The following is a 16,759-nucleotide window of genomic DNA, read 5'->3' as shown; positions in this document are numbered from 1 at the left end:
AAAAAGTTCAGTGGGCGTTGGCTGGTCCGTCAGGTCCCGGCCAGCGCTCCCAGCTGTCATCCATCTGATTGCGAAACCAGGTCATCTGGCGCTTGGCATATTGCCGGGTGAGCGCTGAGCCACGCTCAATCACCATCTCGCGACGCATCCGCCCGGCATCCATCTCGGCAATCTCGTTGACACCGATCGCCTTCATCACCGGCATGTCCGGCGCCGGCTGCAAGGCCATCAGCGCGCCAACCTCTTCGATGGCTCCGGTCTGGAGCATGATCTCGAAACGACGGTTTATCCGGTCATGCAATATCGGTCGTTCCGGCAGGACGACGATCTTTTTCGCCCGCGACGGATCGATGATCATCGGCCCCCGCGTTTCCTGAAAAGATGAAATGGAACGGCCGGTATGGATATGGGTTTCCAGCGCCCGCAAAATACGCTGCCCATCCTTCACCTGAAGTCGCGCCGCCGTCTCTGCATCGCGTGAAGCCAGTTCCGCGTGCAGAACTTCCGGCCCTTCCAGCGCCATCCGCTGGCGCAGCGATTCGCGCAGATCATCCGGTATCGCCGGCATATCCGACAGGCCGCCGGTCAGCGCCTTGAAATAAAGGCCGGTGCCGCCGACCAGAACCGGCAGACGCCCTTCGCGTTTCAGATCGGCCAGCAGCCGCTGTACATCACGCAGCCACTCACCTGTAGAATAGGCCGTTGTGGCCGGCACATGCCCGTAAAGCAGGTGCGGCACGCCTTCCATGTCTTCTTCCGCCGGACGAGCCGTCAGCACGCGCAAAGTGTCGTAAACCTGCATGCTGTCGGCATTGATCACCACGCCGTCATGGCGTTTGGCAAAATCAACCGCCAGCGCCGACTTGCCGCTGGCAGTCGGCCCGGTTATCAGGATCGCGTCGAAATCGTCCACAAGGTCGCTCATCATGGCTTTCGTTGCCACGCTCATTGCCCATCCGTCAAATCCCGTTCTGACCGCAGGGCTGGGAGAACAGGCAGCCGAAGCCGCAAACGCCTCCGGTCTTTACTGGCTGGCCGATGGTATCGCCTGCGATATCGCCCTGCGCGACGGTGCCGATCTCGTAGCGATCGAAGCCGCCATCCGGGCTGTCATTGCCGACAAGCCGATCGACCTTGTCATCCAGAACACCGAAACACGTCGCAAGAAACTCCTGCTCGCCGACATGGATTCGACCATGATCGGTCAGGAATGCATCGACGAACTGGCCGCCGAAGTCGACCTCAAGGACAAGGTCGCAAACATCACCGCCCGCGCCATGAACGGCGAGATCGAATTCGAGCCGGCTTTGCGCGAACGCGTGGCGCTGCTGAAAGGCCTGCCGATCACCGTCGTTGACGAGGTCATCGCCAAGCGCATCACGCTGACCTCGGGCGGCCCCGAATTGATTGCCACGATGAAGGCCAAGGGATTTTACACTGCACTCGTTTCCGGCGGTTTCACGGTTTTCACCAGCCGCATCGCGGCAACGCTTGGCTTTGACGAGGACCGCGCCAACATTCTTATCGAAAAGGACGGCGTGCTGACCGGTGAGGTTGCCGAACCGATCCTCGGCAAGCAGGCCAAGATCGACGCTCTGATGGACCTTGCGGAAAAGCTCGGGATTTCGCCGGAAGACGCCATGGCCGTCGGTGATGGCGCCAATGATCTCGGCATGCTTGGCGTAGCAGGTTCGGGCGTGGCGCTGCACGCCAAGCCCACCGTGGCGGCACAGGCCAGGATGCGCATCGACCATGGCGACCTGACAGCCCTTCTCTACATCCAGGGTTATCGCAAGACCGACTTCGCTCCCCTCGCCTGAAACACCGGATACAAGCCAGGGAGGCGAATGTGATCATTCTCGAGACCGAACGCCTCATTCTCCGCAACTGGCGGCCATCCGACCGCGACCTCTTTCGCGAGATCAATGCCGATCCGAAAGTGATGGAATTTTTTCCCTTCCGTCGCAGCTACGAGGAATCGGATTCTGTTCTGGAGAAGCTGAACGGCATGATCACCGAGACCGGCCTCGGTTTCTACGCGATGGCCCTCAAGGAAACCGATGAACCAATGGGCTTCTGCGGTCTGTCACCGACCAACCTGCCCGGCATTTTCCCTGAAGGCATGGTCGAGATCGGCTGGCGGCTCGCCACGCGTTTCTGGGGCAATGGATATGTGACGGAATCAGCGCTGGCCTTGCTGGACGACGCCTTGGTGAAACGCGGCATGAAGGCGGTCCTCTCCTTCGCCGTTGCCGAAAACCAGCGGTCCACGGCGGTCATGCAGCGCATCGGCATGCAGCGCCAACCATGGCTCGATTTCGAGCATCCGCGCGTGCCCGACACACACCCGCATTTGAAACATCATTTGGTGTATGCGGCGGCGACAGAATTGTGGCCCTCCAGACACGAAAAAGCCCGCTGACGAGATCACCAGCGGGCCAATATCTTTATCGGAAATCAGACTACTCCAGCGGCACCGCGACAATGCGCAATTCGCCATTGGCACCTGATACCATCATGTGCGCGAACCGGCGGCCTTCGCTTTTCAGCACCTGCACGCGCTTGGTCACATCCTCCGGGCTTTTCACCGCGTCCTGACCGACTTCAACGATCACATCGCCGGCCTTCAGGCCTTTTTCGGCAGCCGCGGTGTTGGGCTCGACGGCAGTGATCACGACACCGTTGACGGCAGCACCGATACCAAAACTCTTGCGCTGGTCTTCACCGAGAGACGACAGCGCCAGACCGAGGCTGCTGGGCGCAACCTTGTCCGCATCTGCCGGCGGCTTTACGTCCGGTGCCTGTTTTTCGGCCATATCGTTGTCCGGCTCCATGTCCTCGCCCTCGCCTTCCGGCAGGACCGGCTGGCCAGCGTTCTCCTCGGGCTCGGCACTGTCTTCCAGCTGACCGAGCGTCACCTTAACCGTCTGCTCCTTGCCATCGCGCATGACGACGACATCGACTTCCTTGCCGACCGGGCTTTCGGCCACCGCCAGCGGCAGATCACGCATTTCTTTCACCGGCTTGCCGTCGAAAGAGAGAATGACGTCGCCGGCACGGATCGTGCCGTTATCGACCGGGCCGCCCTTGATGACACCGGACACGAGTGCGCCCTGCGCCGCCTTCAGGCCAAGGCTTGCCGACACATCATCCGTTACCGGCTGAATGCGCACGCCGAGCCAGCCGCGACGGGTCTCGCCGAATTCGATCAGCTGCTTGACGATGTTTTCCGCAAGTTCGGTCGGCACCGCGAAACCGATACCAATGGAGCCACCGCTTGGCGAAATGATCGCCGTGTTGATGCCGATGACCTCACCCTTGGTGTTGAACAGCGGCCCGCCGGAATTGCCCTTGTTGATCGAGGCATCCGTCTGGATGAAATTGTCGTAAGGGCCGGCATTGATGTTACGGCCGCGCGCCGAAATGATGCCGAGCGTCACCGAGCCGCCAAGGCCGAACGGGTTACCGATCGCCATCACCCAGTCGCCGATCCGCATTTTGCGCGAATCACCGAACCGCACCGATTTCAGCGGCGCTTTCGGCTCCACTTTCAGAACCGAGAGGTCGGTCTTGGTGTCGGTACCGATCAGTTTTGCCTTCAGCTTGTCGCCGTTCGGAAAAACTACCTCGATATCATCGGCGCCTTCGATGACGTGGTTGTTGGTCACCACGAAACCGGCAGGATCGATGACAAAGCCGGAGCCGAGCGAATTGACCTTGCGGTTGCCCTCACCCTTGCCGTCACCATCGAAGAAGTCGTTGAAGAATTCCTGGAAGGGCGAGCCTTCCGGCACGACAGGCTTTTGCGGCCCCTCGCCCTCGTTCTTGACGCTTTGCGAGGTGGAGATGTTGACCACGGCATCCAGCAGGCCTTCTGCGAGATCGGCAACCGAGGCGGGGCCACCGCCGGGCGGCGGTGCGAGAGGCGAATTTGCCTGTGCCGCCTGGGCTTGCGCCCATGCCGCTGATGGCGTGACGAGAGCGCCCGAAAGCATGACGAATGCGGCACCTGCCGCAGCGGACCGTTTCAAGGACGACCGAAAGGAACGAGCCATCTATATCCTCGCTGAGAACCCGACTTATCTGGAACAGAAGCATAAGGCGGAATGAAGACCTGGGAAATTACCTTTTCGTGAGATAGCGCCGACAATCCCCACGAACAGTAGCGAATACGAAAGGGGCGGCCCGAAAGCCGCCCCTTCAATTGTCATGCCCGTGCCATCAGTTGTTGGCAGGCGCCGGCGTCTGGCCACCGGCGGCCGGGGCTGCAGGCGCGGTGCGAACCGGCCCCTGACCACCATTGCCGTCCGGGTTTGCGAAGAACCGGAAGAACTGTGAATCGGGCGACAGGACCATGGTCGTGCCGGCACCGCCAAGCGACGTGCCATAGGCCTGCATCGAACGATAGAATTCAAAGAACTGCTGATCGCGCGAGAACGCTTCGCCAAAGATGCGGTTCCGCTCGGCATCGCCCTGACCTCGGATGATTTCCGAATCACGGCTGGCCTGCGAAACAAGCTCAACCACCTGACGATCGGCGATAGCGCGACGGCGCTGTGCCTCTTCGTTACCGCGAGCACGGATCAGTTCGGCTTCCGCCAGACGTTCCGATTCCATCAGATTAAACGTCGTCTGCGAAAGCTCGGGCGTCAGGTCGGTACGGCGAATGCGAACGTCCTCGATCTTTACACCCAATGACTCGGCTGCGACGTTCAGGTCGCGGTGAATCTCGGTCATCATCGAAACGCGCTCTTCAGACAGAGCCGCCTCGAAGCCGCGAAGACCATAAACGCGGCGAAGACCGGAATCGAGACGTGTCCTCAGGCGCGACTCGGCCGACGCGCGGTCACCGGAAACCGTTTCCCGGAAACGACGTGGATCGGAGATCCGGTACACGACGAAAGCGTCGACATCGTAAAACTTACCGTCGCTGACCTGTACCCGGATGTTATCCAGATCAAGCCGCAAGGCACGTTTTTCGATATACTGGACGCGGTCGGCATCCATGAAGGCGAAAGGCAACTTCATGTAGAGGCCCGGCTCGCTCTTGACCGACTGGATCTCACCGAAACGGATGACGATGGCCTGCTCGCGTTCGCTTACCACGAACACGGACGAATAGACGATGAAAAGCAAAACGCCGAGGGCGATCAAGAAAGCGGGCAACTTGTTCGATACCATTAGTTTGCCCCCTGCTGCGTCGCTGCCGCCGCGCCAGCCGGCTGTTTCATGAGTTCATTGATCGGCAGGTAAGGCACAACACCCTTGCCGTCTTCAATGATCACCTTGTTGGAGTTTTTCAGAACGCCCTCCATGGTTTCCAGGAACAGACGCTGGCGAGTAACCTCGGGTGCATTCTTGTACTGGTCGTAAATCGCCACGAAACGCTGGGCTTCACCCTCTGCCTCGTTGACGACGCGGTCGCGATAGGCGGAAGCCTCTTCGCGGATCTGCGCGGCCTGACCACGGGCGCCACCAAGCTTCTGGTTGGCGTAGCGGTTCGCCTCTTCCTTCACCTGGTCCTCGGCCTGCGTTGCCTTCTGCACTTCTTCAAACGCGCCCGCGACTTCCTGCGGCGGAGATGCGCCTTCGATAGACACGGCATTGATGGAAATGCCGGAGCCATATCGATCCATCGTGCCCTGAATGATGTCACGCACCTGCGTCGAGATCGACTCGCGACCGGCACGGAAAATGTCCTGCGCGGGGCGGCGTCCGACGACTTCGCGCATCGCGCTGTCGCCAACCTGCTGCAGCGTTGCCGCCGGAGTTTCGATGTTGAACAGATAGGCTTTTGGATCATTGACCGTGAACAGAACGGAATACTGCACGTTGACGATATTCTGGTCGCCCGTCAGCATCCAGCCAGCGTTCGTGTTGGAACCACGTGGCGCGCCAATGTTCTGCTGCTGCTCGGTAACCTTGACGATCTCGACGGTCTCGAACGGCCACAGATGGAAATGAAGGCCAGGCATGGCGACTTCTTCCTTGGGCTTGCCGAATCGCAGCTCAACGCCGCGCTCATCAGGCTGCACCGTGTAGACCGACTGGAATGCCGCGAATGCAAGCACGACCAGCGCCAGAATGACGAAAATGCCGCCATTGAAGCCGCCGGGCATGACGCCGCGCAGACGATCCTGGCTGCGCCGGATCAGGTCTTCGAGATCGGGTGGGCCGCCATTGCCGCCGTTTCCACCGCCGCCGCCACCGCTGCGCGGTTTGTTCGGACCCTGCCCCCAAGGCCCGCCTTGATTATTGCCGTTGTTATTACCGCCGCCGCCCCCCCAGGGGCCGCCGCCATTCTGATTGCTCCAGGGCATCAAAACCTCTTTGTTGGTGTCACTCCCATGCCGGTGGCGCGCGAATTCCCCCGCACATTTCCCGATCTAGCCCGTTATAGGGTTCGCAACACGTGGTTTCAACGCGCGTTCAATAACTTCCCGGTGTTCAAGGGCTGTTTCGCAGGTCTTTGAAGCGATTTCGAAAATGAAACCTTTCAAAACACAACTTATCGGCGATGATAGGTGACGAAGCGAGTAGGGTAATTGTCTTTTTCACCGGCAGGCACAAAGAGCTCTTCGCCCCTCTCGAACACGGCCGGATCGATCGCCGGGAAAAAAGTATCGCCATCTGCGATCTCGGCCTCGACATGGGTGATGTAGAGAATGTCGGCGACATCCATCGCCTGCCGATAGATTTCTCCGCCGCCGATCACCGCCACCTGCGCGGCACCGGTCTGCGTCGCGATCTCGTCGGCGCGCTTCAAAGCAGCCTCAAGCGAGCAGGCGGTGTCAGCACCATCTACCGCCAGATCCGGATTGCGGGTCACGACCACATGCGGCCGACCCGGCAGCGGTTTTCCGCCGAATGATTCGAGCGTCTTGCGGCCAACCACAACCGGATTGCCCAGCGTGATCGCCTTGAAGCGCTTAAGGTCGGTGGACAGCTTCCACGGCATGTCGCCGTCCCTGCCGATGACACCATTGCTGGCAACCGCGACGACGATGGAAACCGGATGTTTTTTCAAACCGCCACCTGCGCCTTGATATGCGCATCCGCCTCATAATTCTCGAGCGTGAAATCCTCGAACTTGAAGCTGAAAATGTCCTTCACGTCGGGATTGATGCGCATGGTCGGCAGCGCCTTCGGCGCCCGCGTCATCTGCAATTCGGCCTGTTCGAAGTGATTGGCGTAGATATGCGCGTCACCCAGCGTGTGGATGAAATCGCCGGGTTTGAGGCCGACCACCTGCGCCACCATCAGCGTCAGCAGGGCATAGGATGCGATATTGAAGGGCACGCCCAAAAAAATGTCCGCCGAACGCTGATAAAGCTGGCAGGAAAGCTTGCCGTCGGAAACGTAGAACTGGAACAGGCAATGGCACGGCGGCAGGGCCATCTCGTCCACCAGCGCCGGGTTCCAGGCCGACACGATATGCCGGCGCGAATTCGGATTGGTCTTCAAACCCTCGATCAGATTGACGATCTGGTCGACATGGCCGCCATCCGGCTTTGGCCAGGAGCGCCACTGATAACCGTAGACAGGACCGAGATCGCCGTTCTCATCGGCCCATTCATCCCAGATGCGCACGCCGTTTTCCTTGAGGTAAGCGATATTGGTATCGCCCTGCAGGAACCAAAGCAGCTCGTGGATGATCGACCTCAGGTGCAGTTTCTTGGTGGTCAGAACCGGAAAACCGTCCGACAGGTCGAAACGCATCTGGTAACCGAAAACCGAACGCGTGCCGGTGCCGGTGCGATCACCACGGTCGCTGCCGGTTTCCATCACATGGCTGAGAAGGTCGAGATATTGTTTCATGGGTCGTGGTCGCCGATTCCTGAATTTCAGGCATACATAATAGCACGGCCGCCCCGCACCAATCACCTCCCGGTGAGCAAAAGGCGCTTTTCCCATCTTTTCATGATCATCACAACAAGATGACAAGACCTCTTTTCAACGGGCACGCAAACACCTATATCAGCCGTGCCGGACTTCGGTCCGGATATGGCGATAAATGGTCGGTGTAATAAACCTATTGGACCCGGGGGCGGTACCCGGCGCCTCCACCAAAAACCGGTCGGTCGAAATGGCCGGCTTTTGATGGGGGCGAAATAGGATCGACAAGGGCGTAAAGATCGTACTTTTGCTCGGCATGATACCGCCGTTATCGGGTCACAAGTGTAGTTGCAAATGACAACAACGCTAAGGAATACGCTCTCGCTGCCTAATGGCGGTGCGGGAATTCCGCTTTAAGTCCTTACGGTTAGCCCCGTAAGGCGGGGTTCGGAGGTACCTGGCAACAGAAACCTCCACCTTCTCCTTACCCCTGAAATTTTGTAGGATGCTCGGAATCGGGCGTGGACGGGGGCTTTTCCATAACCTTGCCCTGCCCTATAACGAGCAAACGCAACCGATCGAGAAAAGACGACAACGAATGGAAGACAGGCCGATGGGGCAGGATCATATCCGCTACGATATTCTGGCGCAGGACGCTCTGCGTGGCGTTATCCGCAAGGTTCTGTCCGAGGTCGCCACGACCGGCCGGCTTCCCGGTGAGCATCATTTTTTCATCACCTTCCTGACCGGTGCGCCGGGTGTTCGCATTTCGCAGCACCTCAAGCAGAAATATGCCGAGCAAATGACCATCGTCGTCCAGCATCAGTTCTGGGACCTGAAGGTGACTGAAACCCAGTTCGAGATCGGCTTGTCCTTCTCCGATACGCCGGAGCGACTCGTCATCCCGTTCAACGCCATCCGCGGTTTCTACGATCCGTCGGTGAATTTCGAACTCGAATTCGAAGTTCCGATGGCCGACGAGGACGAAAACGAGACCTCTGCCGAAATCACCGCATATCCCGTCGATGCCGTTTCCAAGCCTGCGGAAGGCGGCGAGACGGAGGAAAAATCCGACGAGCCGAAAAAGGAAGGGTCCGTCGTCTCGCTGGATTCGTTCCGCAAGAAGCACTGATCCAACCCACCGGCCGCATGGTCGATCCGGAGAGCACGCATATGGCCGACATCGTCAATCTGCGTCAGTTCCGCAAGACCAAGGCCCGGTCTGAGAAAGAAAAGCAGGCGGAGCAGAACCGCCTGACTTTCGGCCGGACAAAACCGGAAAAGTCTCTGACGCAGGCACTGAACGACAAGGCCGAGCGATCACTCGACCAGAAAAAGCTCGATAAGCCGGAAAACGACGCCTGATCCCGGCGTCACTGACCTTACGTTACCTCACCGCATGAACATCCCGATACGATCAGTCTCGTGTGCGAGTACGAAGCAATGATCCGCAAACATTCCGCGACCCTGCATGGGCACCGCACCAGTTTCACGCTGGAAGACGAGTTCTGGAGCGAACTCAAGACCATTGCCGTCGCGCGCCAGAAAAGCGTCGCCGGCCTGATCGCCGAGATCGACGACGGCCGCGATGCCGAAAGCAACCTGTCGTCGGCGCTTCGGGTGCATGTGCTGCGGCACCTGAAGGGTGAACACGCCTCCTGACCCGGCGACAATTACCGCTGGACGCCGGGCAGGTTCTGAAAATCGCCGTTGTTGAAATCGAGCGCTGGCGCACCGATCGCGTTGCCTGCAGGCGGCACGGTCAGGCGCGGTTCGGCCTCCTCGCGGCGACGGCGTTCTTCCGCTGCCTTTTCCTCGGCAAGACGTCGCTGCTCCTGTTCGGCGGCAAGCCGGGCCTCTTCCTCAAGACGCGCCTTTTCCTCCGCCTCGGCCTTTTCGCGAGCGATGCGGCGTTCGTTGTCGCGGAAGGCATAAAGGGCTGCCTCGCGGCGCAGGCGCTGCTTTTCAAGAACGCTCGCCTGCAAGGTCTCGACGCGGCGGCGTTCCTTCTCAAAGGCGCGCATGGAGAGGAAATTGGTCATGTCGCCAACATCAAGCGCTTCATCAGGCGCCGCCAGATCGCCGGAATAGATCAGCCTCAACGCCGAATCGCCACCGGCCAGTGATTCGTCGCCGGCATCGAAACCGAGACCGATGTCGCCGGCCACCGTCCCGTCGGCGAAATTCAGCCGCAGCGCGCCATTGAGTTTTGTCGAACCATCGACCGCGGCAATGTTTTGCGCACGCGCTTCGCCATCGGTCATGGTGAAGGGAATGGCGACATCACCGATACGGGTCTGGCCGGCATGCACGAGACCCGCCACCAGCGGCTGAACCTTTGCCGCCGTCACCTCGCCCTTGATGCCATCCGCCTTTTCGAGCAGAGGCGACAGCAGGGCTGGGTTGAGCCCGTTGATGGTGAGGTTGGAGAGGCGCACCTGTCCCGAACCGCTGGCAGAGCCGAGGAGATCGGCTACACTTTTGGCGGTCGCCTCCGCCACCAGATCGAAACCGATACCGCCGGTCGCAACCGGCGCACCATTGCCTGATTGCCAGACGACGGGCGCAAGATCGCCGCCTTCAAGCGTCAGGCGCGTCTGAAAGATGCCGACGCCCTGCCCGTTCGACATCATCAGACGGCCGCCGAGCTTGCCGCCGTTCCATGTGCCGCCAAGATTTTCGACGGTCAGATTGCCGCCACGATGGGTGATGCGACCGGCAAAATCAGTTACGGGTGCCGTGAAGTCGGTTCGCAGTGTCCCGGCCGTCACGTCAAGGGTCGCGTCCGTGCTGCCAAAAATCGGCAGGGCAAAATCCTTGCTCGACAGTTCGCCGGTGTCCGCATCGGTGAGCGGGCCATAGATCGCCTCGCCGAGCCATGCCAGATCGAGCGTATCCATGGAAAGCCTGCCGCTGGCCGCCCATGCCGGCGTGCTGCGGTCGAGACGGATTTCGCCCTTCAGCGTATTGCCTGCCAGCGTGCCGTCGAGGCCGGCAACGGTGATCGCCTCAGGCGTCAGCGCAACGTCGGCGACGAGCTTTGCCGGAAGGCCGGTGCCGAATTGCGGCAGGCCGATACCGGTCATAAGCAGATAGGGTTCGAGATCCGGGCTTGTCACCGAAATACGTGCCTTGCCGTTGCCGAAGCCGGGATCGAGAAGGTTGAGCTCTCCCTTGGCGGACATCAGCGTCTCGCCAGCCGCATAAGCGAGGTCGATCGTGGCAGGCTTGTCGCCACTGCCGGAGGCGGCAAGCGTCAACAGTCCATCACCTTCGACATCGAAGGGCAGCGGGTCGAGGCCGGCCTGGCCGAACAGCGTCGAGGCATTGGGGTTTTCAAGCGTGGCCTTCACATCGAATGTGTCGCTACCGGTGAGATCGAGCAGGTTCGGCAGGCGGATATCGCCGGCAACACGGCTGCCATTGCTGACGCCGGTGAGATCGGCGGCAAGGCCGTTGACGTTACCACCCACCGTGATCTCGGCCTTGAGGTCGGTCTGCGCATACCAGCCGGCGCTCTCCGCCAATCGCGCCAGTGCCGGGTTACGCGGCAGGTGGTCGCGCAACATCGCGAGAAACGGTGTCGGATCGGCGGATTTCAGCGAAACCGTGCCACCACCGGAATAGGCGAGCAACGAACCTTCCAGCTTGCCGCTGGCGGCGATTTCCGCACCGGCGAGATCGCCGACCGTCAGTTTTTCCAGCGACAGCGCGCCATCGGCAAAGGAAAAGGTCGTATCGACCTTGTCGGCGGCAACACCAAAGGCGTTGAAACGGTCGGCGCGCAGCGTACCGGCAAGCTTGTGGTCGAGAACGTCGCGGCCGGCATCGTCGCCGGTCAGCAGCGAGCCGAGCGCGCGCATGGCATCGATATCGATTTCGTTGCCGGACAGATCGATTGTCAGGCTGGGCGTCTGATCGGGGATGGACTGGCGTTCGATGCTGCCGGTCAGCGTGGCATTGCCGATCGCCAGTTCCAGCCCCTCGAAACGCTGGCGCTCGGTGGTGAGATCGACCTTGGCCGAAAAGCCTGCGGAACTCAGCCGGCGGATGGCCGGATCGACCTTGCCGGACAGCCAGTCGGCCAGGCCGGAAGGCTGGTTGGAGGCGAGCAGCATGCTGCCGGAAAAGGCGGCGTTGCCGACCAGTTGCAGACTACCCTTGGCCTCGACACGGGTCCGGCCTGGCAGTGTCGCCACGACATTATCGACCGCCCAGCCTTGGCCGGCCGGGCGCAAATCGAGGCGGATGTCGCGCAGCGTCGTGTCGTTGAGCACGATGGCCGGCAGGCGCAAGCTGGCCTTGCCCGGCACCTGCGGGATAGGGATCGCAGCCGCCATGCGGATCAGCGCATTCAGGCGACGTTGCGCCGACACGGCCGGATTGCGCGCCGTCTTGCCGCCCGCTTCCTCCTGCGTCAGGCGGTTGACGTCGATCTGCTGGCCATCGCCGGTGAGCAGGAATTCCGGCTTGTCGCCGGTATCGAGCGTCGCTTCGCCTGTCGTGACGTAAGGATTGTCGCCAGCGCCAAGCTCCAGCCGGTATTCGGGAATGCGGATGCGGTCATTGGTGAGTTCGAAACGGCCGCGCACGCGTGGCCCCGGCGGCGGCGGGGTGACAGGTTCCTCTTCCGTCTCTTCCGCCAGCGTCACCAGATTGAAGGCGCCCTGATAACCGGCACGACCTTCCTTGACGGCCAGCGCCCCATCGAGCTGCAATTCCACCGGCTGCTGATCGGGCCACAGACGCAGACGCAAGGGCACGCTGCCTGTCGCCGCATCCGGCTCTGCGCTCGAAAAATTGAATCGGGCATCATAGCCGTCGAGATTGGCGGTGCCATCGGCCCGCCATGGGCCGGCCAGCGATGCGGCGGCCATATCGGCATTGAACTCCGTCAGGCGACGGGTGCGGCCGGTTTGCTCGTCGATGAATTCGATCTCGGCATCGGTGATATGCACGTCTTCCAGCACGACATTGCGCGCCGGAATATCGACGCGGCCGGAACGGGTCCAGTCGAGCGTGCCGTCGCTCAGGACGCGGATGCGCGCCTTGGGGCGAACGATGCGCATGTCGAAAATGCGCGCCTCGCCGGACATGAAGGGTGCCAGTTCCATATCCATGGAAAATTCGGCGGCCTGCACCTGCGGCGTGCCATCGGTATCGCGGCCGATGCGCACGTCATGCATGGTGACCGACGGGAACGGCAGGATGCGGGCATCGACATTGCCGTGCACGGTGACCTTCTTGCCGAGGATACGGCTGGCCTGATTTTCGAACTCGGTGCGGAAACTCGACCAGTCGAGGAAGAACGGCGCAAACAGGGCCGTGAACAACGCCACGACCACGAGGCCACCGAGGAAGAGCATGATCCGTCCGAGCACTGCCTGTCGTCTCCCCTGTTACCGCTGTTGTGCCTGATCAGTCTGCCGGATGCCAGATTTTTCCCGGATTGAAAATATTGTCCGGGTCGAGGCTTTTCTTCACAGCCTGCATCAGACCCAGAGCCGGGCCGATTTCTTCGGCAAGCAGGCTCAATTTGCCCTGCCCCACACCGTGTTCGCCGGTGCAGGTGCCATCCATGGCCAACGCCCGCTGGCCGAGACGATGGGTGAAGGCTTCAACCTTGGCAACCGATGCCGGATCCTTGTCGTCGAACATCACCAGCACGTGGAAATTGCCATCCCCGGCATGGCCGACGATCGGCGCCAGCAGACCGGCTTGCTCGATATCGGCTTGGGTTTCCGCCACGCATTCGGCCAGTCGCGAGATCGGCACGCAGACATCGGTGGAAAAACCGCTGAGCGAGGGATCAAGCGCGCGGCCGGCCCAATAGGCATTGTGGCGGGCCTTCCAGAGTTTGGCGCGTTCTTCCGCATTGGCGGTCCAGACGAATTCATCACCGCCGAATTCGGCGGCGATTTCGGCGAACTGCGCCGATTGCAGTGCGACGGTTTCCTCGGTGCCGTGGAATTCGAGAAACAGCGTCGGTTTCTCCGGGTAGCTGAGATCGGAATAGGCGTTACAGGCACGGATCTGCATGGCATCCAGCAGTTCGATACGGGCGACCGGAATGCCCATCTGGATGGTCATGATGACGGCGTTACAGGCTGCCTCGACGCTTTCAAACGCACAGACACCGCCGCCGATCTTTTCGGGAATGCCCTGCAGGCGCAGCGTGACCGAGGTGATGATTCCGAGTGTGCCTTCCGAACCGACGTACAGGCGGGTCAGGTCATAACCGGCCGAGGATTTGCGGGCACGGGTGCCGACATGGATTTCTTCGCCATCGGCGGTGACGACGGTGAGCGCCAGAACATTGTCCTTCATCGTGCCGTAACGCACCGCATTGGTGCCCGAGGCGCGTGTCGCCGTCATGCCGCCGATGGAGGCGTTGGCGCCCGGATCGATCGGGAAAAACAGCCCGGTATCGCGCAGATGGACGTTGAGTTCCTCGCGGGTAATGCCGGGTTCGACGGTGACGTCGAGATCTTCCGGCGAAACGCGTAGAACCTTGTTCATGCGGGAAAAATCGATCGAAATGCCGCCATTGGCTGCATTGATCTGGCCTTCCAGCGACGAACCGGTGCCGAAGGCGATAACCGGCACCTTCTGGGCGGCGCAGGTTTTGACGACAGACTTCACGTCTTCGCTGGTTTCGACGAAAACGACACCATCTGGCAATTGCGCCGGCAGATAGGTGGTGGTGTGGGCATGCTGTTCGCGAAACGACTGGCCGGTCTGGAAACGCTCGCCAAACGCCTGCTTGAGAATGCCGAGAACGGCGGCGATGCCGTCTTCGTTGCGTTTGCCCTGCCGAACGTCCTTGATTGCCATGACCCAAAATTCCCGTTTCATCCGGGCGAACAATGCCCTCGCCCTTGTGGTATGGGAGCGGTCGGGCTTTGTCCAGTTTGAAGGCATTCAGGATGCGGCATATCCCTTCTCCCTGTCAAAACAGGGAGAAGCTGGCGGAGCGACGGCAAGCTCAAAACTCACACCCGCAAATCACACCCGCCGGCCGCAAACGACAAGCACCGCCGCCCCCAGCAGACCCGATGCAAGAGACCCCATCAGGATACCGATCTTCACATGATCCTGTACGGCCGGATTATTGAAGGCGAGCAGGCCGATGAACAGCGACATGGTGAAGCCGATGCCGCAGAGAAGCGCGGTGCCTGTCATCTGCGCCCATGTCGCCTTGGCGGGCAGTTGCGCCAGACCGAGCTTCACCAGCAGCGCCACCGTGCCGAGCACGCCGACCAGTTTTCCGGCCAGAAGACCGGCGGCGACGCCCATCGTCAGCGGTTCGGAAAACACAGCGGTGGAGAGGCCGGCCAGTGACACGCCGGCATTGGCAAAACCAAAGATCGGCACGATGACGAAGGCGACCGGCTTGTGCAGCAGGTGTTCCAGCCGGTGCAATGGCGATTCGGCGCGAGAGGCTTCCGGCGTGCCGGGTGTCAGCTTCAGCGGGATTGTCAGCGCCAGCAGCACGCCGGCCAGCGTCGCATGAATGCCGGAGGCGAAGACCAGCAACCACAGAACCACTCCAAGTGCGAGATAGACGGCAAGCGCCCTCACCTTCAGACGGTTTGCGGCAAACAGGGCGACCATCACGACGGCAGCGCCACCGAGCGCCAGAAGATCGAGATCGGCGGTATAGAATAGCGCGATGACGATGACGGCGCCGAGGTCATCGATGATGGCGAGTGCCGCCAGAAAGATTTTGAGCGAGGCCGGAACGCGTGAACCCAGCAACGAGATGACGCCGAGGGCAAAGGCGATGTCGGTGGCGGTGGGGATGGCCCAGCCGCGCAGGGCGGATGGATCGTGCCGGTTGAAGGCCACGTAAAACAGCGCCGGAAACAGCATGCCGCCGGCCGCGGCCGCACCGGGCAGAATACGCCGGCTCCATGTCGACAACTGGCCGTCGAGCATTTCGCGTTTGATCTCCAGCCCGACCAGCAGGAAGAACGCCGCCATCAGCGCGTCGTTGATCCAGTGCTGCAGGCTGAGCGGCCCGAGATAGACATGCAGGAGATGAAAATAGGTTTCAGCCAGCGGTGAATTGGCGATGACGATGGCGAGCGCCGCCACCACCATCAGCACGATGCCGCCGGAGGCTTCGTTGTCGAGAAAATGGCGCAGCGTCGAGCGGATCTTGCCTGTGGAGCCGGATGAAGACATCAGGTCGCACTCCCTTGGTGGAAGGTTGATCAAAGTCTCCGTCGGTTCCGGAAAATCCGTGGCGCACGCAGCACACGCCTTGATGAAACAGATACAGCAGACGGCGTGGGACTTCTATGAAAATCGGCGTTATCGGTGGATGTTCCATGCGAGTTGCGGCCATATATCCGTCGAACCATCGGGGCAGGATCGCCCCTCATATGGAGATTGCCTTGTTACCTTCATTCGAAACAGACCGACTTCTATTGCGTCCGCGCAAGATGGCGGATTTTCAGGCATGCCTGGCGATGGACCGCGACCCGGAAGTGACGCGGTTCGTGCCGGGACCGTGGCAAAACCCGGCTGAACATGAGGTATTTCTCCGTGGACGGATAGAGACGGACCACGGCAATGGCTTGGGTTACTGGTCGATTTTCGCAAAAAATGCGCCAGAAGACTTTCTCGGCTGGGTTTTGCTCATTCCGCGTGATGGCGTCGGCCCGGAGATCGAGATCGGCTGGCGTCTGAACAGGCTGGCCTGGGGAAAGGGATTTGCCTCAGAGGCAGCGCTGACGGTGGCGGCGCATGCCTTCCACACGCTCCGGCTTGACATGATCGTCGCGGATGTCATGCCGGGTAATGCTGCCTCGTTGCGGGTCGCTGAAAAACTCGGCATGTTACATATCGGCGAAGGGCATGACGACAATGCCGTCTTCGCATGTTATGCCGTCACGCGGGATGCATTTGTCGGCTGAAA

15 protein-coding genes and 1 other RNA gene are annotated in these 16,759 nt (G+C 60.7%); 7 read left to right on the top strand and 9 right to left on the bottom strand.

Annotated elements, in window-relative coordinates; translation table 11 throughout:
* Window positions 1–7: 7 nt before the first annotated feature.
* Window positions 8–928, bottom strand: coding sequence for a tRNA (adenosine(37)-N6)-dimethylallyltransferase MiaA (miaA, locus tag AAIH70_RS10750; RefSeq protein WP_132272577.1), 921 nt, complete (start codon window positions 926–928; stop codon window positions 8–10).
* Between miaA and serB the strand changes: the two genes are divergently transcribed.
* Together serB and AAIH70_RS10740 are read left to right on the top strand one after the other, a co-directional pair.
* Window positions 927–1,820: a phosphoserine phosphatase SerB gene (gene serB, locus AAIH70_RS10745; protein ID WP_132272223.1), complete on the top strand. Its 894-nt coding sequence runs from the start codon at window positions 927–929 to the stop codon at window positions 1,818–1,820. The genes miaA and serB overlap by 2 nt on opposite strands.
* Before the next feature lie 29 nt (window positions 1,821–1,849).
* A complete protein-coding gene (locus tag AAIH70_RS10740) occupies window positions 1,850–2,422 on the top strand; it encodes a GNAT family N-acetyltransferase (protein WP_132272222.1) in 573 nt (190 codons plus the stop codon).
* Window positions 2,423–2,462: 40 nt separating this feature from the next.
* Here the strand turns inward: AAIH70_RS10740 and AAIH70_RS10735 are convergent, their stop codons facing one another.
* The 5 genes from AAIH70_RS10735 to AAIH70_RS10715 all read right to left on the bottom strand — a co-directional run bounded on the left by AAIH70_RS10735 (window position 2,463) and on the right by AAIH70_RS10715 (window position 7,818).
* Window positions 2,463–4,055: a Do family serine endopeptidase gene (locus AAIH70_RS10735; protein ID WP_132272221.1), complete on the bottom strand. Its 1,593-nt coding sequence runs from the start codon at window positions 4,053–4,055 to the stop codon at window positions 2,463–2,465.
* Between the two features lie 166 nt (window positions 4,056–4,221).
* Entirely contained in the window at window positions 4,222–5,181 is a 960-nt protein-coding gene (gene hflC, locus AAIH70_RS10730; RefSeq protein ID WP_132272220.1) for a protease modulator HflC, read from the bottom strand.
* Window positions 5,181–6,320: an FtsH protease activity modulator HflK gene (gene hflK, locus AAIH70_RS10725; RefSeq protein ID WP_132272219.1), complete on the bottom strand. Its 1,140-nt coding sequence runs from the start codon at window positions 6,318–6,320 to the stop codon at window positions 5,181–5,183. The genes hflC and hflK overlap by 1 nt, the downstream gene beginning before the upstream one ends.
* A 188-nt stretch (window positions 6,321–6,508) precedes the next feature.
* Window positions 6,509–7,027, bottom strand: a complete 519-nt coding sequence (locus AAIH70_RS10720) for a dihydrofolate reductase (RefSeq protein WP_132272218.1) — start codon at window positions 7,025–7,027, stop codon at window positions 6,509–6,511.
* On the bottom strand, window positions 7,024–7,818 hold the full coding sequence (locus AAIH70_RS10715; protein WP_132272217.1) for a thymidylate synthase: 795 nt from the start codon (window positions 7,816–7,818) through the stop codon (window positions 7,024–7,026). The genes AAIH70_RS10720 and AAIH70_RS10715 overlap by 4 nt, the downstream gene beginning before the upstream one ends.
* Before the next feature lie 128 nt (window positions 7,819–7,946).
* Between AAIH70_RS10715 and ssrA the strand changes: the two genes are divergently transcribed.
* The 4 genes from ssrA to AAIH70_RS10695 all read left to right on the top strand — a co-directional run bounded on the left by ssrA (window position 7,947) and on the right by AAIH70_RS10695 (window position 9,498).
* Window positions 7,947–8,314, top strand: a transfer-messenger RNA (tmRNA) gene (gene ssrA / locus AAIH70_RS10710).
* Between the two features lie 135 nt (window positions 8,315–8,449).
* Entirely contained in the window at window positions 8,450–8,968 is a 519-nt protein-coding gene (locus AAIH70_RS10705; RefSeq protein ID WP_132272576.1) for an SspB family protein, read from the top strand.
* Window positions 8,969–9,009: 41 nt separating this feature from the next.
* Window positions 9,010–9,201: a DUF4169 family protein gene (locus AAIH70_RS10700; RefSeq protein WP_132272216.1), complete on the top strand. Its 192-nt coding sequence runs from the start codon at window positions 9,010–9,012 to the stop codon at window positions 9,199–9,201.
* Window positions 9,202–9,279: 78 nt separating this feature from the next.
* A complete protein-coding gene (locus tag AAIH70_RS10695) occupies window positions 9,280–9,498 on the top strand; it encodes a ribbon-helix-helix domain-containing protein (protein ID WP_132272215.1) in 219 nt (72 codons plus the stop codon).
* 11 nt (window positions 9,499–9,509) lie between these two features.
* Here AAIH70_RS10695 and AAIH70_RS10690 read toward each other — a convergent pair whose 3' ends face one another.
* From AAIH70_RS10690 to nhaA, 3 genes are all read right to left on the bottom strand, one after another.
* Window positions 9,510–13,202, bottom strand: a complete 3,693-nt coding sequence (locus AAIH70_RS10690) for an AsmA-like C-terminal region-containing protein (protein WP_132272214.1) — start codon at window positions 13,200–13,202, stop codon at window positions 9,510–9,512.
* Between the two features lie 52 nt (window positions 13,203–13,254).
* Entirely contained in the window at window positions 13,255–14,670 is a 1,416-nt protein-coding gene (locus AAIH70_RS10685) for an FAD-binding oxidoreductase (protein ID WP_132272213.1), read from the bottom strand.
* A 171-nt stretch (window positions 14,671–14,841) separates the two neighbouring features.
* Window positions 14,842–16,023, bottom strand: a complete 1,182-nt coding sequence (gene nhaA, locus AAIH70_RS10680; protein ID WP_132272212.1) for a Na+/H+ antiporter NhaA — start codon at window positions 16,021–16,023, stop codon at window positions 14,842–14,844.
* A gap of 212 nt (window positions 16,024–16,235) precedes the next feature.
* On the opposite strand from nhaA, the gene AAIH70_RS10675 reads away from it, so the two are divergent.
* Complete coding sequence (locus AAIH70_RS10675; protein ID WP_132272211.1) at window positions 16,236–16,757, top strand: GNAT family N-acetyltransferase; 522 nt, start codon at window positions 16,236–16,238, stop codon at window positions 16,755–16,757.
* The last annotated feature ends 2 nt before the right edge of the window (window positions 16,758–16,759 follow it).

The sequence above is a fragment of the Neorhizobium sp. BT27B genome (assembly GCF_050455485.1).
GTDB lineage: Bacteria > Pseudomonadota > Alphaproteobacteria > Rhizobiales > Rhizobiaceae > Neorhizobium.
Note: the sequence above shows the minus strand (reverse complement) of the source record. Positions and strands in the feature narration are given on the sequence as shown.